Origin of the sequence: Clostridium beijerinckii HUN142, from assembly GCF_000621745.1 — a bacterium.
In the GTDB taxonomy this organism is placed as follows: domain Bacteria; phylum Bacillota; class Clostridia; order Clostridiales; family Clostridiaceae; genus Clostridium; species Clostridium beijerinckii_A.
On record NZ_KK211335.1, the window covers coordinates 438,321 to 463,339 of the forward strand.

The 25,019-nt window shown below is 29.6% G+C and carries 21 protein-coding genes; 19 read left to right on the forward strand and 2 right to left on the reverse strand.

What is annotated here, in order from left to right; all coding sequences use genetic code 11:
* Positions 1 to 83: 83 nt before the first annotated feature.
* The 10 genes from T483_RS0120150 (at position 84) to T483_RS0120195 (ending at position 10,442) form a co-directional block, all read left to right on the forward strand.
* Positions 84 to 1,142, forward strand: a complete 1,059-nt coding sequence (locus T483_RS0120150) for a BMP family lipoprotein (protein WP_026888445.1) — start codon at positions 84 to 86, stop codon at positions 1,140 to 1,142.
* Positions 1,143 to 1,336: 194 nt separating this feature from the next.
* Positions 1,337 to 2,887: an ABC transporter ATP-binding protein gene (locus T483_RS0120155; protein ID WP_026888446.1), complete on the forward strand. Its 1,551-nt coding sequence runs from the start codon at positions 1,337 to 1,339 to the stop codon at positions 2,885 to 2,887.
* Positions 2,862 to 3,989, forward strand: a complete 1,128-nt coding sequence (locus tag T483_RS0120160; protein WP_026888447.1) for an ABC transporter permease — start codon at positions 2,862 to 2,864, stop codon at positions 3,987 to 3,989. The genes T483_RS0120155 and T483_RS0120160 overlap by 26 nt, the downstream gene beginning before the upstream one ends.
* Complete coding sequence (locus T483_RS0120165; RefSeq protein WP_026888448.1) at positions 3,979 to 4,863, forward strand: ABC transporter permease; 885 nt, start codon at positions 3,979 to 3,981, stop codon at positions 4,861 to 4,863. Before T483_RS0120160 ends, T483_RS0120165 begins: the two co-directional genes overlap by 11 nt.
* Positions 4,864 to 5,073: 210 nt before the next feature.
* Positions 5,074 to 5,724, forward strand: coding sequence for a deoxyribose-phosphate aldolase (gene deoC, locus T483_RS0120170; protein WP_026888449.1), 651 nt, complete (start codon positions 5,074 to 5,076; stop codon positions 5,722 to 5,724).
* Positions 5,725 to 5,798: 74 nt separating this feature from the next.
* Positions 5,799 to 6,512, forward strand: a complete 714-nt coding sequence (deoD, locus tag T483_RS0120175; RefSeq protein WP_026888450.1) for a purine-nucleoside phosphorylase — start codon at positions 5,799 to 5,801, stop codon at positions 6,510 to 6,512.
* A 304-nt stretch (positions 6,513 to 6,816) separates the two neighbouring features.
* The gene (locus tag T483_RS0120180; RefSeq protein WP_026888451.1) at positions 6,817 to 7,164 is read left to right on the forward strand and encodes an arsenate reductase family protein; all 348 of its coding nucleotides are present in this window, start codon (positions 6,817 to 6,819) and stop codon (positions 7,162 to 7,164) included.
* Positions 7,165 to 7,282: 118 nt separating this feature from the next.
* Complete coding sequence (locus T483_RS31710; protein ID WP_012060297.1) at positions 7,283 to 7,441, forward strand: hypothetical protein; 159 nt, start codon at positions 7,283 to 7,285, stop codon at positions 7,439 to 7,441.
* A 601-nt stretch (positions 7,442 to 8,042) separates the two neighbouring features.
* Positions 8,043 to 9,110 (forward strand): HD-GYP domain-containing protein, encoded by a 1,068-nt coding sequence (locus T483_RS0120190; protein WP_026888452.1) that lies wholly within the window; start codon positions 8,043 to 8,045, stop codon positions 9,108 to 9,110.
* Between the two features lie 303 nt (positions 9,111 to 9,413).
* Complete coding sequence (locus tag T483_RS0120195; protein ID WP_026888453.1) at positions 9,414 to 10,442, forward strand: alpha/beta fold hydrolase; 1,029 nt, start codon at positions 9,414 to 9,416, stop codon at positions 10,440 to 10,442.
* Between the two features lie 70 nt (positions 10,443 to 10,512).
* On the opposite strand, the gene T483_RS0120200 is transcribed toward T483_RS0120195, so the two are convergent.
* Positions 10,513 to 10,986: a hypothetical protein gene (locus T483_RS0120200; protein WP_026888454.1), complete on the reverse strand. Its 474-nt coding sequence runs from the start codon at positions 10,984 to 10,986 to the stop codon at positions 10,513 to 10,515.
* A 382-nt stretch (positions 10,987 to 11,368) separates the two neighbouring features.
* Between T483_RS0120200 and T483_RS0120205 the strand changes: the two genes are divergently transcribed.
* The 5 genes from T483_RS0120205 (at position 11,369) to T483_RS0120225 (ending at position 19,003) form a co-directional block, all read left to right on the forward strand.
* Positions 11,369 to 12,712, forward strand: coding sequence for an alpha-amylase family glycosyl hydrolase (locus tag T483_RS0120205; protein ID WP_026888455.1), 1,344 nt, complete (start codon positions 11,369 to 11,371; stop codon positions 12,710 to 12,712).
* Between the two features lie 95 nt (positions 12,713 to 12,807).
* Positions 12,808 to 14,781, forward strand: a complete 1,974-nt coding sequence (gene pulA / locus T483_RS0120210) for a type I pullulanase (RefSeq protein WP_026888456.1) — start codon at positions 12,808 to 12,810, stop codon at positions 14,779 to 14,781.
* A gap of 28 nt (positions 14,782 to 14,809) precedes the next feature.
* Positions 14,810 to 15,580 carry a DUF4931 domain-containing protein gene (locus tag T483_RS0120215; RefSeq protein WP_026888457.1) on the forward strand — a complete coding sequence of 257 codons (771 nt, stop codon included), beginning with the start codon at positions 14,810 to 14,812 and terminating at the stop codon, positions 15,578 to 15,580.
* Positions 15,581 to 15,814: 234 nt separating this feature from the next.
* The gene (locus T483_RS0120220; protein ID WP_026888458.1) at positions 15,815 to 17,530 is read left to right on the forward strand and encodes a ribonuclease J; all 1,716 of its coding nucleotides are present in this window, start codon (positions 15,815 to 15,817) and stop codon (positions 17,528 to 17,530) included.
* 297 nt (positions 17,531 to 17,827) lie between these two features.
* The gene (locus T483_RS0120225) at positions 17,828 to 19,003 is read left to right on the forward strand and encodes a DegT/DnrJ/EryC1/StrS family aminotransferase (protein WP_026888459.1); all 1,176 of its coding nucleotides are present in this window, start codon (positions 17,828 to 17,830) and stop codon (positions 19,001 to 19,003) included.
* Between the two features lie 93 nt (positions 19,004 to 19,096).
* Here T483_RS0120225 and T483_RS0120230 read toward each other — a convergent pair whose 3' ends face one another.
* Positions 19,097 to 19,912, reverse strand: a complete 816-nt coding sequence (locus tag T483_RS0120230) for a FlxA-like family protein (protein WP_026888460.1) — start codon at positions 19,910 to 19,912, stop codon at positions 19,097 to 19,099.
* Positions 19,913 to 20,098: 186 nt separating this feature from the next.
* Here T483_RS0120230 and T483_RS0120235 point away from each other — a divergent pair, with 186 nt between their 5' ends.
* The 4 genes from T483_RS0120235 to ilvD all read left to right on the forward strand — a co-directional run bounded on the left by T483_RS0120235 (position 20,099) and on the right by ilvD (position 24,960).
* Entirely contained in the window at positions 20,099 to 21,259 is a 1,161-nt protein-coding gene (locus T483_RS0120235) for a MerR family transcriptional regulator (RefSeq protein WP_026888461.1), read from the forward strand.
* A 78-nt stretch (positions 21,260 to 21,337) separates the two neighbouring features.
* On the forward strand, positions 21,338 to 22,186 hold the full coding sequence (locus T483_RS0120240) for an IclR family transcriptional regulator (protein ID WP_242841897.1): 849 nt from the start codon (positions 21,338 to 21,340) through the stop codon (positions 22,184 to 22,186).
* A gap of 84 nt (positions 22,187 to 22,270) precedes the next feature.
* Positions 22,271 to 23,158, forward strand: coding sequence for a dihydrodipicolinate synthase family protein (locus T483_RS0120245; protein ID WP_026888463.1), 888 nt, complete (start codon positions 22,271 to 22,273; stop codon positions 23,156 to 23,158).
* A 65-nt stretch (positions 23,159 to 23,223) separates the two neighbouring features.
* Positions 23,224 to 24,960, forward strand: a complete 1,737-nt coding sequence (gene ilvD, locus T483_RS0120250; RefSeq protein WP_026888464.1) for a dihydroxy-acid dehydratase — start codon at positions 23,224 to 23,226, stop codon at positions 24,958 to 24,960.
* The last annotated feature ends 59 nt before the right edge of the window (positions 24,961 to 25,019 follow it).

The following is a 25,019-nucleotide window of genomic DNA, read 5'->3' on the forward strand; positions in this document are numbered from 1 at the left end:
ATAATAATTGTTTTATTAAATTTAAATTGTGGATATTATCCATGAGTTTAAATATTAATTCTTATATTTTAGGAGGAAGGTTAATGAAAAAGAGATTATTATCATTATTAGCAGTTTCAGCAATAGCAGTAACGTTATTTGCTGGATGTGGATCAAGTGGAAGCGGTACTAGTACTGCTGACAAAGGAAGCAGCAATGCAAAAGAATATCAAGTTGCTATGGTAACTGATACAGGTGGGGTAAATGACCAATCGTTTAATCAATCTTCATGGGAAGGCCTACAAAACTTCGAAAAGAACAATAAGGGTGCAAAAGTTAGTTACTTAGAATCTAAGCAAGAATCTGATTATGCTACTAATCTAGATAAAGTTGTTGATAGTGGCAATAAATTAGTTTGGGGTATTGGATTCGCAATGTCGGATGCAATATTAAAGGCAGCAAAATCAAATCCAGATGTCAATTATGCTATAGTTGATAATTCATATGGAGATGATACTCCAGCCAATGTAACAGGAGTTATGTTTAATGCACAAGAACCTTCATTTATAGTTGGATATGTAGCAGCTAAAACAACAAAAACAGGTAAAGTTGGATTTGTTGGAGGTATAAAAAGTGGAATTATAGATCAATTCCAATTTGGATATCAAGCAGGTGTACAATATGCAGCAAAAGAATTAGGTAAAGATATTACTGTAGATGTTCAATATGCTGAAAGTTTTTCTGATGCATCAAAGGGTAAAGCAATTGCAAATAAGATGTTCTCTTCTGGATGCGATATCGTATTCCATGCAGCAGGTGGAGTTGGTGTAGGTGTAATTGAAGCAGCTAAGGAAGCAAATAAGTTTGCAATAGGTGTTGACCGTGACCAAGCATATTTAGCTCCTGACAATGTATTAACATCAGCATTAAAACTTGCAAATGTTGCAGTTGAAAATCTTTCAAAAGAAGCTATGAGTGGAAATAAAATCGGTGGAAAAACATATACTTATGGTTTAAAAGAAAATGCAGTAGGAATTCCAACTGAAAATAAAAACATGGATCCAGAAGTTTATAAGGCAGCTATGGCAGTTCAAGACAAAATTAAGAAAGGTGAAATAGTTCCACCTTATAATGAAGATACATTTAAAAGCTTCGGTAAATAAGGATAATTAAATAATATATATGTGTGGCAATGATAAATTTACATTTAAGGTTCTAGAAAGCTATGTGCAATGGCTTAAGTCTAAAATGTAGAGAATGAATTGTAATATATATGGCAGATATGAAATAGGGATGGCTTTGCTAGCTAGTGATTCACTGTTAGCAAAGCATATTATTAATTAAGGGAGGACTTGGTATGGAAATTAGCAAACAATATGCAGTGCAAATGCGTGGAATTACAAAAATGTTTGGTTCATTCTGTGCCTTAGATGATATCAATATCGATATTAAAAGAGGTACAATTCATGCACTATTAGGAGAAAATGGAGCAGGTAAGAGTACACTGATGAATATACTTTACGGATTATATCAAGCTGACCGAGGAGAAATATATCTTAATGGTGAAAAGATAAATATTAAAAACCCTAATATAGCCATTGAAAATGGAATAGGAATGGTTCACCAACATTTTATGTTAGTCGAAAATTTTACAGTAACACAAAATATAGTATTAGGTAGTGAAATTACAAGTAAATTTGGCATATTGGACATGAAAAAAGCCCGCGCGGAAATATTAAACATTGTTGAAAAGTATGGATTAGAAGTAGATCCAGATGCAAAAATTGAAGATATCTCAGTAGGTATGCAACAGCGTATTGAAATATTAAAAGCATTATATCGTGGAGCTGATTTATTAATATTAGATGAACCGACAGCAGTACTTACTCCTCAGGAAATTCAAGATTTAATAAAGATTATGAATAATCTTGTAGCAGATGGAAAAACAATAATTATAATTACACATAAATTAAAAGAAATAAAGGAGTCTTCTGATGTCTGTACAATAATACGTAGAGGTAAATATATCGATACTGTTAATGTTAAAGAGATAACAGGATCAGAGCTTGCCACTATGATGGTTGGTCATGCAGTTAAGTTAGTTGTTGATAAAGAGCCTGCAAAACCAGATGGAGTTGTCTTTGAAATAGATAATTTAACTGTAAAAGATGAAAGAAAGTTAGATGCAGTTAAAAACTTATCACTTAAAGTACATAAAGGTGAAATTGTTGGTATTGCTGGAATTGATGGCAATGGACAAAAGGAATTAATTGAAGCAATTACATGCCTAACAAAATGTGAAAGCGGTACCATTAAAATAAATGGAGTAGAGATACAAAATACTACAACAGAAAATGTTATTAAGAATAAAGTATCAACAATACATGAAGATAGACAAAAGCGAGGACTTGTATTAGATTTCAGTGTTGCTGATAATGTAGTTATAGAAAAATATAAAAGCGAGCCATATTGCAAAAATGGTTTCCTAAATAAAGACGAAATTATATCTCATACTAAAGATATGATAAAACAATATGATATAAGACCTGACAATTGTGAATTAATTCCTGTTAGAGGTTTATCAGGAGGAAATCAGCAAAAAGTTATAATTGCAAGAGAAGTAGCTAATGATCCAGACTTATTAATTGCAGTACAGCCGACCCGTGGACTTGATGTAGGAGCAATTGAATATGTTCATAAAACATTAATAAGAGAAAGAGATAAAGGCAAAGCTGTTCTGTTGGTTTCATTTGAGCTTGATGAAGTTATGAATGTTTCTGATACTATAGCTGTAATTTATGCAGGTACTATTGTAGATACATTTAAGCAAGGAGAAGTGGATGAAAATACAATAGGTTTATTAATGGCAGGAGGTAAAAGAAATGAAAACAGTGGCAAAGATTCTTAAAAAACCAGTTACTTCAACATTTATCGCAATATTTTTTGGCTTTATAGTTTCTGCAATAGTTCTTAGTATTGCGGGGTATAACTCAATAGATGCTTTTAGTGCACTTTTTAATGGTATTTTTTCAAAACCTAAATATATATCCAATACAATTATTAAGGCTACTCCTATTATTTTAACTGGTTTAAGTGTTGCATTTGCCTTTAAAACAGGTTTGTTCAATATTGGAGCAGAAGGTCAATATATAGTAGGTACAATTGCATCAACTATAGTTGGGATTAAATTAAATTTGCCAGCAGTATTAGAAATTCCTTTAGTAATTTTAGCTGGTGTAGCTGCTGGAGCAGTGTTTGGTGGCATTGTAGGAGTTCTTAAGGCGAAATTCGGAATACATGAAGTTATAACCAGTATAATGCTGAATTGGATTGCATTATATTTATCTAATTTCGTTGTATCAACAGATGTATTTCACCAACCAGATTCAACAAGCACTTATATGATCAATGAATCTGGGTTTACTACTATACTTGGTAATTGGAAGACATCTGATGCAGGAATAGAATTTCTTTCACACAACAAATGGTTATCAGAAGTCTTATTAAAAACAGATGTTAATATTGGAATTATTGTTGCTATTATAATGGCTGTAGTTATATCGGTTTTATTATATAAATCGGCAAAGGGATACGAATTACGTGCAGTTGGATTAAATAAAGATGCAGCAGAATTTGCAGGAATAAATGTTAATCGTAATATAATTCAATCAATGGTGATTGCAGGTGCATTATCAGGTCTTGCTGGAGCACTAGCTATTACAGGCACAGCACCTCATAAGTTATCAACTATGGCTGCTTTTGAAAATAACGGATTTAACGGATTATCAGTTGCATTAATTGCAGGAAGTTCACCTATTGGATGTATATTTGGAGGATTGCTATATGGAGGATTACTATATGGAGGTCAATCTGTACAATCTGCTATAGGTGCACCATCGGAAATAATAAATATAATGATAGGTACTATTGTATTTTTCGTAGCATTAACCAAGATTGTACCTGCTTTAGCTGACAGACTTTTAAAGAGAGGTGAAAAGAATGTTAAATAGTATTGCACTATTAATAGGTATTACACTAATGTATTCAGCACCGTTGATATTTGGAGCATTAGGTGGAGTTGTTTCTGAGCGTTCTGGAGTTGTAAATATCGGAATTGAAGGTATGATGACTATAGGTGCCTTTACTGGTGCGGCAGTAGGATATTATTCTGGAAATGCATGGCTTGGATTTTTAGCTGCAGGAATTGCAGGTGGAATAATGGCTTTATTACATGCAGTTGCTTCAATAACATTCAATGCGGATCAGACAATATCAGGTATTGCTATAAATTTATTAGGGGCAGGTTTTTCTTTATTTACATGTAGATTATTATTTGAGGGAGCTACTATGACTAAACCAGTAGCTACTAAATTACCTAAGATATTTGGTGTAGATATTACAGTTTTCATAGCACTTTTAATTACAGTAGTTATATGGTTTGTTCTATATAAGACTAAATGGGGACTACGTATTCGTGCTGTAGGAGAGCATCCAGCAGCTGCAGATACTCTTGGAATAAGTGTAACTAGAACTCGCTATGTATGCGTTCTGATTTCTGGAATACTAGCAGGATTTGGTGGAGCATCTATGACACTTGCAATAATAGCACAATTTACTCCAACAGCAATTAGCGGTCAAGGCTTTATTGCATTAGCAGCAGTTATTTTTGGTAAATGGACTCCACATGGTGCATACGGAGCTTGTTTATTATTTGGATTTGCTCAGGCATTAACAGTTGTATTAGGTGGTGGAAGCTTTGCTATTCCTTCACAAATACTTGCAATGCTACCATACATTCTAACAATTGTAGTATTGATTCTTTTTGTTGGAAAATCAGTTGCACCAAAAGCTGATGGAGTTCCATACGAAAAAGGCACTCGTTAATAGAAAGAAGAAACATTGTTATTTCACAGGACTATGAAAATTTCGCTGAAAGTGCTGAGTGTTAATTCAAATTACAGTTATATATATGTTGCCGAATAATTCTACATCATAATTCTAGAAACATTGAAAGAATTTTAGCCGTAATTGTGAAATGTGCATTGTGAATTGCAACATATATAGTTATAAAATAAATTTAAGGAGTAATGAAATATGAATATAGCTAAATATATAGATCATACAATATTAAAACCAGAAGCAACAGTAGAGGATGTAAAAAAATTATGTAAGGAAGCTAAAGAATACAATTTTGCTTCAGTTTGCGTAAATGGATGTTATGCAAAATTAGTAAGTACTGAACTTATGGGGACTGATGTGAAGACATGTGTAGTTGTTGGATTTCCATTAGGTGCAATGACAAAGGAAGCTAAAGCTTTTGAAACAAATCAAGCCATTGAAAATGGAGCTAATGAAATAGATATGGTAATAAATGTTGGAGCATTAAAAGATAAAAATTATAGTTTACTTAAAGAAGATATAGAAGCAGTTGTAAATGCAGCCAAAGGAAAAGCATTAGTAAAGGTAATTATTGAAACATGCCTATTAAGTGATGAAGAAAAAGTTAAAGCCTGCGAAATAGCTAAGGAAGCTAAAGCTGATTTTGTTAAAACATCAACAGGATTTTCTAGCGGTGGAGCAACTAAGGAAGATATTGCTTTAATGAGAAAGACTGTTGGACCAAATTTAGGTGTAAAGGCATCTGGAGGAGTTAGAGATTTTAAAGCTGCTATGGAGATGATAAATGCTGGAGCAAGCAGAATTGGTGCTAGTGCTAGTATATCTATAGTTAGTGAAAGCAAATAAATTATTATTATAAAATAGTTTAAATATATTAATCATTAATTGAAATGATTTGGTTAAAATTATGGAGGTAAAAAATGAGTGTTCATATTAATGCACCTGAAGGTGCTATTGCAGAAAGCGTATTATTACCAGGAGATCCTTTAAGAGCAAAGTTTATAGCAGAAAACTTTTTAGAAAATGTAGTTTGCTATAATGAAGTTAGAGGTATGTATGGATTTACAGGAACATATAAAGGTAAGAAAATTTCAGTTCAAGGAACAGGAATGGGAATACCTTCAATTTCAATATATGCAAATGAATTGATACAAAGTTATGGAGTTAAAAATCTTATAAGAGTTGGAACATGCGGTGGATATAGCGAAAAAGTTAAGGTTAGAGATCTTATAATAGCTATGTCTGCATCCACAGATTCAAATCTTAATTTAGTAAGATTTCAAGGTAGAACATTTGCACCAACAGCAAGTTTTGAATTATTGAAACCAGCATATGATATAGCAGTTGAGAAAGGCTTTGATCCTAAAGTTGGTAGCATATATAGCTCTGATGTGTTTTATGGTGATGATGATGAAGATTGGAAGAAGTGGGCTAAGTTTGGTTGCTTAGGAGTAGAGATGGAAGCAGCAGCGTTATATACAATTGCAGCTAAATTTGGAGTTAATGCATTAGCTTTACTTACAGTAAGTGATCACTTTGTAACTGGAGAAGTTACAAGCGCAGAAGAAAGGCAATTGACATTTACAAATATGATGGAAGTTGCTTTAGATACTATAGCAAAAATAGAGAATTAATATCAAAGAGTTAAAATAGTAATTTGAAAGAGAAGATTCTTACTTGAGGTTAAAGATAATTAAATACTAGTAATTAGTATTTAATTAAGAGTAAGGATTTTCTTTTGTTATAATAAGAATAAGAATGCTAAAGTGTTAGTATAATAGAAATTTTAAATATATTGTGTTTATAATTAAACTATAATTTAGTTATTAATATATGGGAAATTTTAGTCGCTATTAATTGAAAATAATATATATAAATTGTAATATTGTGTAAGGCTATTTGAAGAAAATTAAGAATGAAAATAGGTGAAGTAAAATAATGAATGTGCAAATATTTGGAACTAAAAAATGTTTTGATACTAAAAAAGCAGAAAGATTTTTTAAAGAAAGAAATGTAAAATTTCAATTTATCGATTTAAATGAAAAATCAATGAGTAAAGGTGAGTTTAATAGTATACTTAGGACAATAAGTATTAACGAATTAATAAATACCAAGTCAAAGGAATACGTAAAATTAAACTTTAATAATATACGAAGTGCAGAGATTAAGGCGGAATTATTATTAAAAAATCAAAAAGTTATAAATACTCCTATAGTAAGAAATGGTAAAGAAGCAACAGTTGGATATAAAGCAGAAGAATGGAATAGATGGATAGAAAACAACTAAAATAATTTTTGAAGATGATGCTAATATACCAATAGTTTCTATTTGATGTCATGTATACTATAGAATTTTTTTTAGAATACTAAAATTGAGATTATTTTAGAAAGGATATGAAGTAGTTATGGCAAAAGCAGGAATGAGAAGACCAGATCCAAGTGAACCACATGGAACAGAAAGCAATCATAAAACACATTATAAAAAAAATGATGTAAAAGATGTTCCAATAGAGATACAGGGAAAAGCTAAGACTGGAAATAAGAAAGCGTCTCCAATAGAATAAAGTATGTATAAAAAGATAATATTAATACAAATATAATGTAAGGATGGAATTTGAATTCCATCCTTACATTATATAAGTCCTAAAAATATTTTTCATGAAGCTAAATACTTATTTTTATAAGTAAAATATATTGGTAAAGTAATTTTACAATTTATAAATCTCATTAATTATGGCTGATATATTATGCATAATGGAATTATAAAATTAAAGTTCAGAAGTCTGAAATATGTATATTATAATAATAAATTTACATTAAGAATGTGGCAAACTAAATGCTCAATTAAGATCAAAATTATAAATTAAATTTTAATATACATGTAGTGTAACATTAGATAGTATATAAGGATATTCTCTCCCTATTATGGAAGGAGTAGAATTAAAATAGATTAAAAACTTATTTTGACAAAATATAAAATATATAGAATAATATAAATAATAAATAAGTTTTTAATCGAATATTGTTTTATAAGTTTAATATAATCTTATTTATATATTGTATTATTGTTCTTATATATTTAATTAGTTTTTTTGGTTATGGATATATATATATCCTATTTATACTTAGAAGCATAAAATTTGTTATACGATGGGTGTGAGTATTGTGGAGAAGAGTACAAAGATAATAAGCTTTAATCAGTTAGAAGAGGGAATGGTAATAGCAAAAAATGTAGAGCAGAATGGGAGTGTATTACTTAGAAAAGATATTTCAGTAACTGAACAAATTATAGAGAAAATAAAAAAATTATATGTTATCGGAAATGTAGAGATATATTGTGAAAATACAGCTACAAAAAGTATTAAAATAGAATTAAAGAAAGAGACACAATGTCAAAAGATTGAAGATGAATTTAATCAAATATCATTAGCATTAAGAAAGACTTTTAGACAACTTGTGAATAATAATGAAGAAGCTTTGAGCGAAGTAAGGGAATTTTCTAGGAAGATTCAAAATGAAATACAACCAGGGAGTTTAGTTATAAAGAATATAGTTCTTTATGGAAGCGGAACAGATTCAATATATAGACATGGGGTAAATGTGGCAGCGCTAAGTGCCCTAATAGGAAAATGGGTAGGATTAGAAAAGGCTAAATTAAATTTATTAGTATATTCAGCAATTCTTCATGATTTTGGAAAGACAAAAATAGCCAGAGAATTATTAATGAAAGAGATAGGACTAACACAAAATGAATTTAATACAATAAAAACACATGCTCAGAAAGGATATATGGTAATTAAAGAACTTTCGTTTTTGGACAAGGCTGTGAGTTATGGGGTGTTGATGCATCATGAAAGGTTAGATGGCTCAGGGTACCCACTTGGATTAAAGGGTGAAGCTATACACCCTTTTGCAAAAATAATTGCTATAGCTGATGTATTTGATGCAATTAACTCTGATAGAGGATATAAGAAGAAACGACTTCCGTTTGAAGCATTACAAATAGTTAAAAACGAAGGTTTGGGAAAGTTGGATTACGAATATGTAAAAATCTTTTTAGAGCATATTATAGATTATTATACAGGTGAAGAAGTATTATTAAATACTAATGAAAAATGCAAGATAATACAGATGAATGTAAATAATTTAGAAAAGCCTTTAATTTTGAAGGGCGAAGAGTTCGTAGATTTAGGGAAAGAAAAAAATTTATATATTAAAGAGATATTATTGTAAAATACAAAATAGACAAAACTTATAATTATCACAAAAATATAATTACTATTTACCAGAATTTAACTGGGAATGGTAAAAAATTTAAAATAAAAATCTGAAAAATAGTATATAATAAGGTAGTTGTTTTAAAAATTTTCTAATAAGTAAATTTTATTTAAAATAGTTACCTTATTTTTGTATATAAATTTATAAATAAATTTATATTTTAACTTGAAATTGTAATAGATTTAAAAGAAGTAATTTATATTAATACTTAAGATAAAATTTGATTTCAAAAATTTTGTAGGTAGGGAGGAGAAGATTATGAATGAAGATAACTTAGCGTTAACAGCATCTTCATACTCAAATTTTAAGGATAAATATCTTGAAATATATATTTCACAAGATAATTACAAGGAAGAGATGATAAATATAGTTGAACCTTATCTAAAGAAAAATCTAAAAAATGGTTATATTTTAGGATCAAATAGTTTAAATCTTTATTACGAAAAATTCATTGTAAAAAATCCTAAGGCTAATATAGTTATTTGTCATGGCTTTGGAGAATTTACTGAAAAATACAATGAACTAATTTATTATTTTATAAAAGAAGGCTACTCTGTTTTTATTCTTGAACATAGAGGGCATGGTAGATCACAAAGACTTGGAATGGACAATTATCAGATTAACGTTGAAAAGTTTGATTATTATATAGAGGATTTCAAAAAGTTTATAGATGAAGTTGTTATTCCGGATAATAGGAATAAGAAGTTGCTATTATTCGCACATTCTATGGGAGGATGTATAGGTACTGTTTTTTTAGAGAAATATAGTAATTATTTTAGTGCCGCAGTGTTAAGTTCTCCAATGCATGGAATTAATACTGGGAAAACCCCTAAGATTTTAGCGAGTATTATTTCTAAGGGAATGAAGCTTTGTGGAAAAGGAAGTTCATATCTTCCAGGCCAGAAGCCATATACTGAAAAAAAGACTCTTTATAGCAGATCCACTAGTTGTAAGGAGCGGTACCAATATCTTCTGGAGAAGATTAACAAGAATGATAATTATCATAGCGGTGGATCATCGGCTTTATGGTATATTGAAAGTTTAAAAGCAACTAAAAAACTAATTAAAAGGAATAATGTCTCAAAAATAATGGTGCCAATACTATTATTTCAAGCTGAATATGATACACATGTTATCCCAAAGGCGCAGAATAAGTTTGCTGCTTATGCTAAAGATTGTAAGGTGGTTCATATGAAAGGCTCTAAGCATGAAGCATATTTTGAAAGAGATGAAATAGCGTTTTCTTTTCTTAATAGGTTACTGTCGTTCTACGATAATAACATTTAATAATTATATAACGTTAAAAGAACAAATTCTATTGATTAGAGTTTGTTCTTTTATAAATTTAAGATATAGTTTATCTTAGAAATTGACTAAGTATATCCTTTGTTGAAAGTTTGTCACCATTAATAATATCTGTATAATCTTTTAAACGTGCATTCTCCTCATCAGTTAAATTTTCATTAGAACGCTTTTTTTCAACTAAACTTCTGAAATCTGTATACTCCTTGTCTCCAAGTTTGCCTTTGATTATGCAATCTATAAGTGAATGTAAAGTTTTCTGTTGCTCTTCTGAAAGATTTTGACCTTTATCTTTACATTTCTTTAATTCAAGCAATTTTTTCCTTTGCTCATTGGAAAGATATTTATAATTTTCCTCTCCAAACACATTAAAACCATTAGATTTATCTTTATGAGCATAGTAAGTAGAAAATTTTAAACCCCCAAGTGAATAAGAAGCTGCACTTGCAACTGTCGGTTTAGGAAGAAATGTTAAACAATTTATTGCCAATAAGGAAGTTATTATGTATTTTATAGCTTTTTTATTCATTTTTATACCTCCGTAGATATTTAATTTCAATAACTAGTATGTGATAAAAATAATAATAATATTTATATAAATTTTCTTATTATAGAAATAAAATATATAAAATTCCAATATGTATTCCTAATTATGTAGAGTTTTTATATAATTAGGAAGGATGTAAATATAAAAATATTATTTGAAATGTTTGTTAATTAGAGGAATCTTGTGTTTGCACAAATATAATTTAATAGATATTTTTCATTAATGGTCAATAATGAAAATACCACATAGATTGATTAATAAGGAATATTACTCATGAAAATAAGATCTATTAATTTATGAATAAGTGGTGTAAAAAAATGGAGTCAAAGTGGTATAATGTATATAAGCTAAAGGGGATGAGATTATGAATTTATGGATTAGGGAAAGCATATTTTACCAATTCTATACACTTGGCTTTTGTGGCGTTTTAGAGCCAGGCAAAGAATATGACAAAAGAAATAGACTGAACAAAATTGAAGAATGGATACCTCATTTAAGAGAAATGAGAATTAATGCTGTTTATTTTTCACCGATCTTTGAGTCAAGTTATCATGGATATGATACCAAGGATTATTATAAAATTGATGAAAGGCTTGGGACTAATGAGGATTTCAAAGAGCTATGTGGACAGCTTCACAAGAATGATATAAAAATAATTTTAGATGGAGTATTTAATCATGTAGGACGAGAGTTTTGGGCATTTAAAGATGTTCAGAGAAACGGAGTAAATTCTAAGTATTGTAATTGGTTTGCAGATTTAAATTTTAATAGCAAAAGTCCAATGGGGGATGAGTTTAATTATCAAAGCTGGAATGGTTGCTACGATTTAGTTAAACTTAATTTAAGGAATAAAGAGGTTATAAATCATTTGTTACAAGCTGTAAGTACATGGATAGATGAATTTGATATAGATGGGTTAAGATTAGATGCAGCTGATAGCATTGATTTTGAATTTTTTAAAGTCTTAAAAAACTTTGTAGAAAGCAAGAAGAAAGATTTTTGGCTAATGGGTGAAGTTATTCATGGAGATTATAACAAATGGGCTAATCCTGAAAGCTTAGACTCTGTGACAAATTATGAATGTTATAAGGGGATTTATTCAAGTCATAATGATAAGAATTATTTTGAGATTGCATACTCATTAAATAGATTATTTGGTTCAGGTGGAATTTATAAGAATCTATGCCTATATAACTTTGTTGATAATCATGATGTTAATAGGTTGGCAAGTACCTTGAAAAAGTCAGAATATATATATAATTCCTATATATTGCTTTATACAATGCCAGGTGTGCCAAGCGTATATTATGGAAGCGAATATGGTCTTAAGGGAGTTAAAGGAAATGGGACGGATTTACCTTTAAGGCCAGAATTGGAACTTGGAAGAATAGATGAGCAAGATAATAAATTGTTTGAATTAGTTAAAAAGTTAGGTAATATTAGAATTAATAGTGAAGCCTTAAAATATGGGGATTATGAGCAAGTTATTGTTAAGAATGAACAATTCGTATTTTCTAGAAATACCGATAATGATAGAGTTTATATAATATTAAATTTATCTGATAAAGAAAGTGTTCTAGAATTTAGGTTACCCTTCGAAAAAGGTATTGATTTATTAGATGAAAATAAAATTGTAATTAATGCTGATGAGGCTAGAATAGTAGTTCCAGCACTTTCAGGCAAGATAATCGCGGAATTAGGAAAATGACATGGAGGTAGTGTCCTAGAATTCAAAGGTATATAGGGTAAATATTATTTGGATGTAAAACATTTAATAAAACTAGTAAAAGGGGTAATAATATAATGAATTTATTAGATAATGATTATAATAACTATGATGGAGATCTTGGTGCAGAATATTCTAAGGATAGTACAAAATTTATAGTTTGGGCACCAAATGCAAATAATGTTCGACTGGCACTGTTTGGAAAAGACGAAAAGAATTATACAAATGCGCCAGAAGAAATATTAGATATGAATAGAGGAATGCAAGGAACGTGGAGCATAGAGGTGAAAAGAGATCTTGATGGTGAGTTTTACAATTACTTAATAACTAATAGTGGAAATGAAAGAGAAGTTGTAGATCCATATGCAAAAGCCTTGGGGGTTAACGGAAATAGAGGAATGGTAATAGATCTTGAAAAAACAGATCCAATAGATTTTGGGAAAGATAGAAAACCAGAGTTAAGCTGCGCAACAGGAGCTGTAATATATGAGGTTCATGTAAGAGATTTTTCAATAAACGAGAATTCAGGAATAAGCTTAAATAAAAAAGGAAAGTATACCGCATTTTGTGAACATGTGACTACAATTCCGGGAAAATATGAGAAAACAGGGATAGATTATTTGGTAGAATTAGGAATAACTCATGTCCACTTGCTTCCAGCATTTGATTATGAAACTGTTGACGAAAGTAAACTAGATATGCCACAATATAATTGGGGTTATGATCCTAAAAATTATTTTGCTCCAGAAGGATCTTATTCAACAAATCCTTTTAGTGGAGAAAAAAGAATTAATGAATTTAAGGAAATGGTTAAAAGTATTCACCAATCTGGACTTCGAGTTGTTATGGATATGGTTTATAATCATACCTATAAAAGTCATGAATCTAATCTTAATCTAGCGGTACCTGGATATTATTATAGACAAGATCAAAATGGAAATTTTTCTAATGGGTCAGGTTGTGGTAATGAACTAGCGTCAGAAAGATATATGGTAAGAAAACTTATTGTTGATTCAGTAATTTATTGGGCTAAAGAATACCATGTAGATGGATTTAGATTTGATTTAATGGGTTTACATGATATTGAAACTATGAAGCAAATCAGAACTGAGTTAGATAAGATTGATAAATCTATACTTATGTATGGTGAAGGATGGACTGGAGGATGGACGCCACTAAGTAGTGAAGAGTCATCAGTAAAGCAAAATGTAGTGAAATTTGATAAAATGCAAATTGCAGCATTTAGTGATGATACTAGAGATTCTGTTAAGGGACATGTGTTTAATATAAATGAGAGAGGATACGTAAATGGTAGAACAGGCCTTGAGGAAAGTATTAAATTCTGCATTGTAGGAGCGACTGGTAAAAAAGGCATTAATTATGATAAAGTTATATACTCCCGTTGGGCATGGGCAAATGAGCCTTATCAATGTATAAATTACATTTCGGCTCACGATAATTATACCTTATGGGATAAATTATATTTAACTAATAATGAATCTTCATTAGAGAAACGTAAGAATATGAACAAATTAGCAGCGGCTATAGTGTTAACGTCTCAAGGAATACCTTTCTTTCAAGCTGGAGAAGAGTTTTTAAGAAGTAAGAGAAATGATGATGGAAGCTTTAATCATGACAGTTATAATGCTCCTGATAGAGTGAATAATTTGGAGTGGGATAGAGCTTATGAATATAAAGAAATTGTAAATTACTATAAAGGATTAATTAAATTAAGAAAGAAATATAAAGCGTTTAGAATGAATTTAAGCGAAGAAATTAGAAAGAATTTAACATTTTTAGAATATGGAGAGGATTTCTATAAAGAAAATGTTGTTGCATATAAGATAGAAGATAACAGTGGGAAAAATTTATGTAATACTATAGTTGTAATATTTAATCCAAATGATGAAGAAGCATTTATAGATTTAAAAGAATGTGGATGGAGTGTCCTTGTTAATAAGGAAAGAGCTGGAGTAGATGAAATTTACGCTATAGAAGGTAATAATATAACTGTTCCTTCAAAGTGTGCATATGTATTAATTAAAAAATGATTTTGATGGAAGGTTTTTGGTGATATAAATGAAAAAAGAACAGTATTTAGTATTTTTAAATGAAATCAATAATGATAAACCAAATGAATTTAAAAAAATAAATATGAAGGAATGTCCGTTCTGTAATAGAGAAACACTTACAGACGTTATTGATGAAGACGGGCCATTTGTATTACTAAAAAATAAGTATCCGACAATAAAAGATACTTATCAGTTAGTTATTATAGAAACTTATGATTGTAATACTGATATGGGACAATATTCTGCTGAATATATGGAGAAGTTAATAAGATTTAGTGTTAAGCATTGGCTAAAAATAGAAAGAAGTGGAGAATATAAATCAGTAATATTTTATAAAAACCATGGGCCAAATTCGGGTGGAAGTCTAAAACATCCTCATATGCAGATAGTAGGCCTTGATGATATTGACTATAAATTAAATATAAAAGAAGATTATTTTGAAGGAATAGAAATTCATAAAAGTGATAATTGTTTAGTGAATCTATCGCATAAGCCATTTAATGGATTTACTGAATTTAATATAATTATAAGTGATGATTTATATGCATTAAATGAGTTAGCCTATAATCTCAGAAAGGTAGTTCACTATCTTTTAAATAATTATTTTGTAAAATGCGATAGTTTTAATATATTTTTCTATCACATGAAAAATAAAATTTTATGTAAGGTTATGCCAAGATTCAGTAGTTCACCATTACTTCTTGGATATGGCATCAGACAAATATCAAGTTGTGAAAAAGAAATAGCTGATAAATTAAAAACAATGTATTTTCAGTAGAAATCTTAAGATATTATTCCATACATATTCAATACATGAATATAATTTACGGATTTAATATTGGAATAATTTAACAATATTTACAGGCAAATAGAGAACTATAAAAAGGTAGCATTATAATTTTTTAATTATAATGCTACCTTTTAGATTAAAATAAATTTTAAAGTACACTTATATATTTAAAGTTAATTGCAAATAATTAGATTATAGAATAAACTTTTGAGGTGTGATAGTATGGAGAATAATGAAATTGGAATCAATGAAACTAGAATTAATAAAAAAATAAAATCTAAATCAATTCCACTGAAGATAATTCCATTGGGTGGACTTGGCGAAATAGGAAAAAACATGACTGCCTTTGAATATGATAATGAAATAATAGTTATAGATTGTGGATTAGCATTTCCAGATGAAGATTTATATGGAATTGATATAGTAATTCCAGATGTAACATACTTAATTAAAAATAAAAATAAAGTTAAAGGGATTTTTATTACCCATGGACATGAAGATCACATTGGTGGATTACCATATGTATTAAAGCAAATTAATGTTCCTATATATGGCACTAGATTAACACTTGGATTAATAGAAGGCAAATTAAAAGAGCATACTATGCTTAGTGACTGTACATTAAATGTGGTTGAACCAGGAGAACTAATAAAATTGGAACAAATAAAAATTGAATATATAAGGAATAACCACAGTATACCGGATAGCTGTTCTATTGCATTGCATACGCCTATAGGAGTAATTGTTCATAGTGGTGATTTTAAAGTGGATTTTACACCAATAGATGGGAAAGTCATGGATTTACAAAGATATGCTCAGCTTGGTAAAAAGGGTGTACTTCTATTAATGGCAGATAGTACTAATGCTCTTCATAAAGGTTACACAATGTCGGAAAAAACAGTTGGAGAAACACTAGAAAATCTTTTCAGTAGGGCTACTGGTAGAATTATAGTATCCACATTTGCATCAAATGTTCATAGATTGCAACAAATTAGTGATTGTTCAATAAAATATAATAGAAAAATAGCTTTTAGTGGAAGAAGTATGGAAAATATATCTGAAGTTGCTATGGAACTTAGATATTTACTTATTCCTGAAGATATGATAATAAGTCTAGATGAGATAAAGAACTATCCAGATGATAAGTTAACTATTGTTACAACTGGAAGTCAGGGAGAATCTATGGCAGGATTATCCAGAATAGCAGCTTCAACACATAGGCATATACAAATAGTGGACGGAGATATGGTTATTATCTCGGCAAGTCCTATACCAGGCAATGAGAAGGCAGTGTCAAACTTAATAAATGATCTGATAAAGAAAGGCGCAAATGTAATTTATAAATCTATAGAAGATATACATGTTTCAGGGCATGCCTGTGAGCAAGAATTAAGGTTAATTCAAGCTTTATTAAAGCCTAAATTTTTTATACCTGTTCATGGCGAATATAAGCACTTAATTACTCATGCTAAAATAGCAGAAAGCATGGGATTAGAGAGGGCTAAAACATTTATTTTGGAAAATGGTGATGTTTTTGAATTAACTAGGAACACTGGAAGGGTATCGGGAAAAGTACCATTTGGAAGGGTTCTTGTAGATGGTATGGGCGTTGGTGATATAGGAAGTATGGTTCTTAGAGATAGAAAGAATCTAGCAGAGAATGGAATAATAACAGTGGTTATAGCTATAGATATAAGAAATAAAATTATAATATCTGGTCCTGATATAGTGTCAAGAGGTTTTGTATATGTAAGAAACTCTGAGGAACTAATAGATGAAGTTAGAAACATAGTTACTAATGTTGTAGAAAAGTGTCTAGAGAAAAATATAACTCAATGGGCAGAAATAAAGAATGGAATAAGAAGAGAAGTTGATAATTTTGTTTATACAAAGATGAAGAGAAAACCAATGATATTACCAGTAATCGTTGAGTTGTAATTAAGTAGTTTTATGAAAAAATAAAGATAATGAATAGTTAAGAAGTATTATTTTGTAGAAGAAACTTTTTAATTAAACAACCACCTATTTTTGGCAAAAACTAGTTTATAAATAAACTAGCTGAAAAGGGTGGTTTATTTATTATTTTAAAATAAATATTTTTAACTTGACTCTAACCTAAGGGTGGAGTTTATAATAAGATAAAAGAAATTCTAATGTAAAATAACTTTTTATAAGTTATTTTTAGAGATTCTATTATATTAAAATTTTGTACGTAAATAAGAGAGGATGAATTGTATGAAAAAGATACCATTTTCGCCACCAGATATAACTGAAGAAGAAATAGAAGCAGTAGGTAATGTATTAAGATCTGGTTGGATTACTTCTGGACCAAAACTTGCAGAGTTTGAGGAAGGAATACAAAATTATATAAATGTTAATAAAGCGTTAGCGTTAAATAGTGCGACTGCTGCAATGGAACTAGTTCTTAAAGTGTTTGATATAAAAGAGGGAGATGAAATTATTTCTACCCCATACACATATACTGCTACTTCAAGTGTTGCCATTCATAGAGGAATTAAGCCTATATATGTTGATGTTAAAAAGGATACTTTTGAAATGGATATAGATAAAATTGCTGATAAGATTACAGATAAGACAAAAGTAATTATGCCAGTAGATATTGCAGGAGTACCATTTGATTATGATGCTTTAAAAAAGGTTTTGAAGGATAAAAATAGAGAAGATATCATGATACTTTGCGATTCAGCACACTCTTTTGGTGCTAAATACAAAGGAGAAACAGTTGGATCTCAATGTGATTTTCACTCATTTTCGTTTCATGCAGTTAAAAATTTAACTACAGGAGAAGGTGGAGCAGTTACGTTTAATGATAATAACTTTGGTGATCATGAGGATCTACTTAAATACATGAGATTCACTGCGATGCATGGACAATCAAAGGATGCTCTAAGCAAGCTAAAAGCAGGTGCATGGGAATATGATATTATAAATGATGGGCTTAAATGTAATTTGACAGATATTGGAGCGGCTATAGGTGTAGTTCAACTAAAAAGATATGAAGAAATGTTAGAAAAAAGAAGACAAATATTTAAGATATACAGCGATATTTTATCAAAAGAAGAGTTTTCAATAATTCCATTTACAAAAGATGAGAACGGAACTGAAACATCATATCATTTATATCTTTATAGAATTAAAGGATTTAATGAGGAAAAAAGAAATGAGGCCATTCAAAAATTAGCGAATATGGGAATAGCAACAAACGTTCATTACAAGCCACTTCCTATGTTAACTCTATATAAAAACCTTGGATATGATATTAAAGATTATCCAAATGCTTATGCACAATATGAAAATGAAATCACACTTCCAGTATATACTACATTATCATTAGAAGATGCTGAATATATAGCAAAAGAAGTTATAAAAGTAGTTAAAGAATTATTATAATTATTTTTATAAATATAAAACAGCCCATACCATAAGGTGGGCTGTTAAATTTTTTTTGAATTTGATGCAATATTTTAATATGTTTTTTAGAAGTTAAACTATAGTTTTGGTAGTTTTATTATATGGATTATTATTAGATTCTGCATCTAATTTACTATCAGTTTTATCTTTTGAATTTTTATCTAATTTATTATTATCTGTGTCTTTTGATTCTTCATTTAACTTATTGTCATCTTTATCTTTGATTTGTTTAAGAGCTAGCTCTGTTTTAGCTTGAATACGTTCAGCACTCTTATTTAGGTCTCCAATCTTTTTAGAAATGGTCATGTTTATATTGGCTATGCTTGCGCCTATTTGCGATAAACGATTGTTATCGTAGCTGTTTTCGATATTATTTGGTTTGATATATTCAGCTTCTATTTTTTGTCTATTATTACTATCCTTTAGTAAATGTATAGTTTTTTGTGAGCCATTAATCTTAATAAGTTCACCTAAGCTAGCAGAAATTATTACGTCGCCTTTTGTTTTATTATCATTTTTGTTAGATGTTTCTTCCTTAGCTTTTTTCTTTGAAATTTCATCTTGTTGCTTTTGAAGCTCTTCTTGTTTTTCTTGAATCTTTAGCTGCTGAATCTGAGAATCAACATCTTTTATTTTTTGGTTTAACTCATCCATTTTTGCTTTTTTTTCTTTTGCATCCATTTCCTTAGCCATCAATGCTTGTTTTTCTTCTTTAAGTGCTTGCTTTTGTTTTAGAAGATTTTGCATTAAGGCACTTTCTTTTTTTTCTTGTTTATTAGTAATACTAGAATTACCATTAACAATATTATTGTTTTTATCATTAGCTGTATTAATATTAATATTTTTAAATAAGTTGGTTCGATTTGAATTTATAGTTATACTGCTCATTGTTACCCCCCCCTATAATTATTTTATCGGAATTATATGGGAAAAAATAAGAGCATAACGTATAAAACATTTAACAATATTAATTGAAATTTATTAGAAAGTTTATGAATCATATCATCTCTTTAAAATTAGGGTTGACTCTACCCTAAGGTAATAGATTAGAATAATGTTATGGAGGGAAATGAATTGAAAATTGGTGAATTTGCTAAAAGATCAGGAGTAACAGTGAAAACATTACTTCATTATGACAAAATTGGATTACTTAAGCCTAGTGAAAAAACTGATTCTGGATATAGAATTTACTGTGAAGAAGACCTATTAAAGCTTCAGCAGATTACAACCTTAAAATTCATTGGTTTGTCATTAAATGAAATAAGTCATATATTACATGAAAGTGGAGAAAACCTAGAGAATATGATAAGTATTCAAAAGAAAGCTTTGGAAGAAAAGAAGAAACATATTGAGGCTGTAATTGATGTTTTTAATAAAGCACAAAATACAGCAAAGAAAAATGGTTTTCTAGATGCAAGTAATTTGATTGATATCATAAAAGTAACTAATATGGAAAGTAGGGTTAGGGAACAATATAAAACAGATAAGAACTTAAATATTAGAAGTAATCTTCATAGCTATAATGTAAATAAAATAGATTTTGATAAATGGTGTTTTAATCAGATAAATTTTTCATTAAACGCAAATGTATTGGAACTTGGATGTGGAACAGGAAAGCTTTGGTTTAAGAATAAAGATTATATAGAGAATACTTTAAATATTACAATATCTGATTTTTCTAGAAGTATGATTAGAATCGCAAGAAATAGATTGAAAGATGTATATAATGATTTTCATTATGAAGAAATTAATGCTGAAGAAATACCTTATAATGATGAAACTTTTGATATAATCATCGCTCAACATATGATTTATTTTGTTCCAGATATAGAAAAGGCTTTAGCTGAGATACAAAGAGTACTAAAGCCTAATGGTGTATTTTATGTGACAGCCAATTCTTGTAATTCTATGAAAGAATTAAATAGACTTTCAGAAAATTTTGCGCCTAATTCTGGATTAGATAACAATGGGTATTCAGAAAGATTTGACCTAGAGCACGGAAGAGGAATGCTTGAAAAATATTTTCATAAAGTAGATGTTGAAATTTTAGATGGTAAAATAATAGTAGATAATGCTGAACCAGTAGTATCATATAAAGCTTCAACGATTCAAGGAAGTTCAATACTTGTTGGTGAAAAGAAGAAAGAATTTACGAAATATTTAGAAGAATATATTAAGAAAAATGGAGATATATCAATAACAACAAAAACATGTATGTTTAAAGCAATGAAATAAGAATATTTAGATTTCAAAGTAGAGAATATATTAGAAAAGAATTAATGGGCAATATATTAATTTTATTCAATTATACGATTGACAGAAAGAATAGCACAATATATAATAAATACGATAATTGGAATGGTGTTTTATATATGGAATGATGAGGTGAGCTTTTTGAACACAGCGATTCTAAGAGGAATAGAAATTTTAAGGTTTGTTGGGCAAAGTGATGAACCCGTAACAATTGCTGAAATAAGTAAATATCTTAATATACCTAAAACCAGTGTATTTAATATAGTTAATGCATTGGTAAGTGAAAAGTTTCTATCAATAGAAAATATGAAATTGAAGAGTTATGAATTAGGGGTAGGAGTTTTTGAACTTGGAAGCCTATATTTAAATAAGATGGAATTAACTAAGATATCTAGTACTTTTTTGGAAAAGTTGTCTAATGGTATTGGAGAAACAGTGTTTTTAGCAGTAGTAAATGATAATGAACTTGTATATTTAGATAAGCATGAATCAAAAGGCACTCTAAGAACAACTGGTAATTTGGGATCTAGAACATCAATGTATTCAACAAGTTTAGGTAAGGCTATTTTAGCAACTTATAATAGTGCGCAGTTAAATAATTATTTTGAACAGATTACATTTATTCCTAAAACTAAGAGTACAATAACGAATAAAGAATCATTAATGGAAAACTTAGATTTAATTAGAGAAAGAGGATACTCTATTTCTGATGAGGAAAATGAGGAAGGATTATTTTGTATAGCTGTGCCTATATATAATAGGATGGGTCAAGCAATAGCAGCAGTATCTATTTCTACGTTAAAGATGAAAATTAATGATGAGCGTATTGGAGTGTGTGCAGAACTTATAACCAAAGTTGCACTGGATATTTCAAAAAAATTAGGATATAAAAAAGAAAGTTTATTTTAATTTTTGAGATGATTTTATCAATCATCTCAAAAAAATAATCAATATATAGAATGACGTTTCAAATATGAAACGCAGGGAGGCTTTATGTTTAAAGGAGTTTATACACCAATAGTGACTATTTTCAATGAAGAAGGGAAGATTGATAAGAAAAGTTTAGAGATTTTGATTGAGAAATTAATAAAAGACGAAGTAAATGGGATTGTCATATTAGGATCAATTGGAGAATTTTTTAATTTTTCTTCTTTAGAAGAAAAAAAAGATTATATTAAGTTTGTATCTAAAGTTATAAATGGGAGAACAAAATTAATAGTTGGAACTGGGGATAACAATATAGAAGAAGTTATCGAATTAAATAAATGTTCTAGTGATGCAAAAGCAGATGCTGCTTTAATTATAACTCCATATTTTTTTGGTTTAGATGAAAATTATATATACGAATATTACTCAACAATAGCTAAGAATACGGAATTGCCTATTATAATTTATAATTTTCCTGCTAGGACATCTATAAACGTATCATATGAATTAGTGTTAAGATTAGCAAATGAATTTAATAATATTGTTGGCATTAAAGATACTACAGATTCTATTAGCAATATTAGAAGGTTCGTCCAAAAAGTCAAGAAAGTTCGTAAGGATTTCTGTGTAATTTCTGGATTTGACGAATACTTAATACCTAACTTATTATCTGGAGGAGATGGTATTATAGGTGGATTAACTAATGTAAATGCAAAATTATTTGTAGATACATATAAAGCTGTTTTAGATAAAGATTTTGAAAAATTATTTATACTCCAAGATAAAATAAATAAATTGACTGAATTGTATGATTTGACAAATCCATTTATAGTAGGACTAAAAGAAGCAGTTAATATATCTTTAAAGTTAGATATGAATACATCTATTAGAAATTATAATATTAAAATAAATGATGATATAAAAAAGAAAATACAAGAAATTATTGAGAAATAAATAGATGATTATTTCTAGAATATACTAAATATTTAAAGTAATTAATTTTTGAAAGGAGATTTCTAATGTTAGAGAATTCTATAACACCAAAAAGTATTCTAGAGCGTAAGCTTTGGTCACAATTTGATTCTCTTCAAATGGGAATGGACTGGGATGAAGACGATATAAAAAAGCCACAAATACTTATTGATGATGTATTTGGGGATAGCCATCCAGGAAGTTCTCATCTTATGGGATTAACGCATCAAGTAAGTATTGGTGTGTATGAAAAAGGAGGGCATCCAGGACAATTTCACGTTACAGATATTTGTGATGGATGTGCTCAAGGACATGATGGAATGAATTTTGTATTAGCTTCAAGGGAAGTTATTGCGGATATGGTAGAAATTCATGGATCATTTGTTTCATGGGATGGAATGGTTTTAATTTCTTCGTGCGATAAATCAATTCCTGCGCATCTTAAAGCGGCTGCACGTATGGATATACCAACTATATTTGTTCCTGGTGGAAGTATGAGACCAGCTCCATATATGTCTACATCTATTAAGGCTGGAGATATTTCTTTAAGAGAAAAGAAAAAAGGTGCTATAACCGATCAAGAAGTCCGAGATTTTAAATTGACTGGCTGTCCGTCTGTAGGAGCTTGTCAGTTTCTTGGTACTGCAAGCACTATGCAATGTATGGCTGAAGCACTAGGTTTAGCGTTGCCAGGAAGTGCACTTGCGCCTGCTACAATGAGAGATATAACAGCAATGTCCAGAAAAGCTGGAAGGCAAATTATGAATTTGGTTAAGGCAAATATTACAACAAAGGATATACTTATTCCAGAAGCATTTTACAATGCAATAGTTGTACATGCAGCTATAGGTGGATCAACTAATGTAATGTTACACCTTCCTGCTATAGCTTATGAACTTGGCATAGAATTAAAACCTGAACTATTCGATGAGATTAATCATAAGATTCCACACATAGGAAACATATATCCTAGTGGAGAGTACCCAACTGAAGCCTTTTGGTTTGCTGGAGGTATTCCTATGGTACAGTGGTTATTAAAGGATTATTTAAATCTGGATGTACTAACAGTAACAGGTAAGACCCTAAGAGAAAATCTTGAGGATATAAAAAATGATGGTTTCTTTGACAGAATAGAAGGATATCTTCATAATTATGGATTAAATCGAGATCAGTTAATAAAACCAGTTGAGACAACAAAGGAAATGGGATCTATTGCAGTTCTGAAAGGAAATTTAGCTCCAGAAGGTGCAGTTATCAAATATGCAGCAGTATCAGAAAATATGATGTATCATGTGGGAGCTGCAAGAGTATTTGATTGTGAAGAAGATTGTCATAATGCTGTAATTGAAGATAAGATTAATCCAGGAGAAGTCTTGATTATACGCTATGAGGGGCCAAGGGGATCTGGGATGCCAGAGATGCTTATGACAACAGAGGCCATAGTATGTGATAGCAGATTAAATGGATCAACAGTTTTATTAACAGATGGGCGCTTTTCAGGAGCTACAAGAGGACCATGTGTTGGACATATATCGCCTGAAGCAGCAACCGGAGGGCCAATCGCGTTAGTAAAAGATGGAGATTTAATTGAGCTTGATATAAAGGAACGAAAGTTAAATATTGTTGGAATCAATGGAAAATCATATAAATTGGAGGAGATAGAAAAAATATTAGAAGAACGAAAAGCAAATTGGAGCCTCCCTAAAACAGGACCAAGAAAAGGGATATTTGGACGTTATACAAGGGGAGCTGTATCAGCAATGAAAGGCGCTTATTTAGAGTAATTATATAATAATAAGCATTTTGTAAACGATTATTGATAAAAAATTAATTTAACATAAAA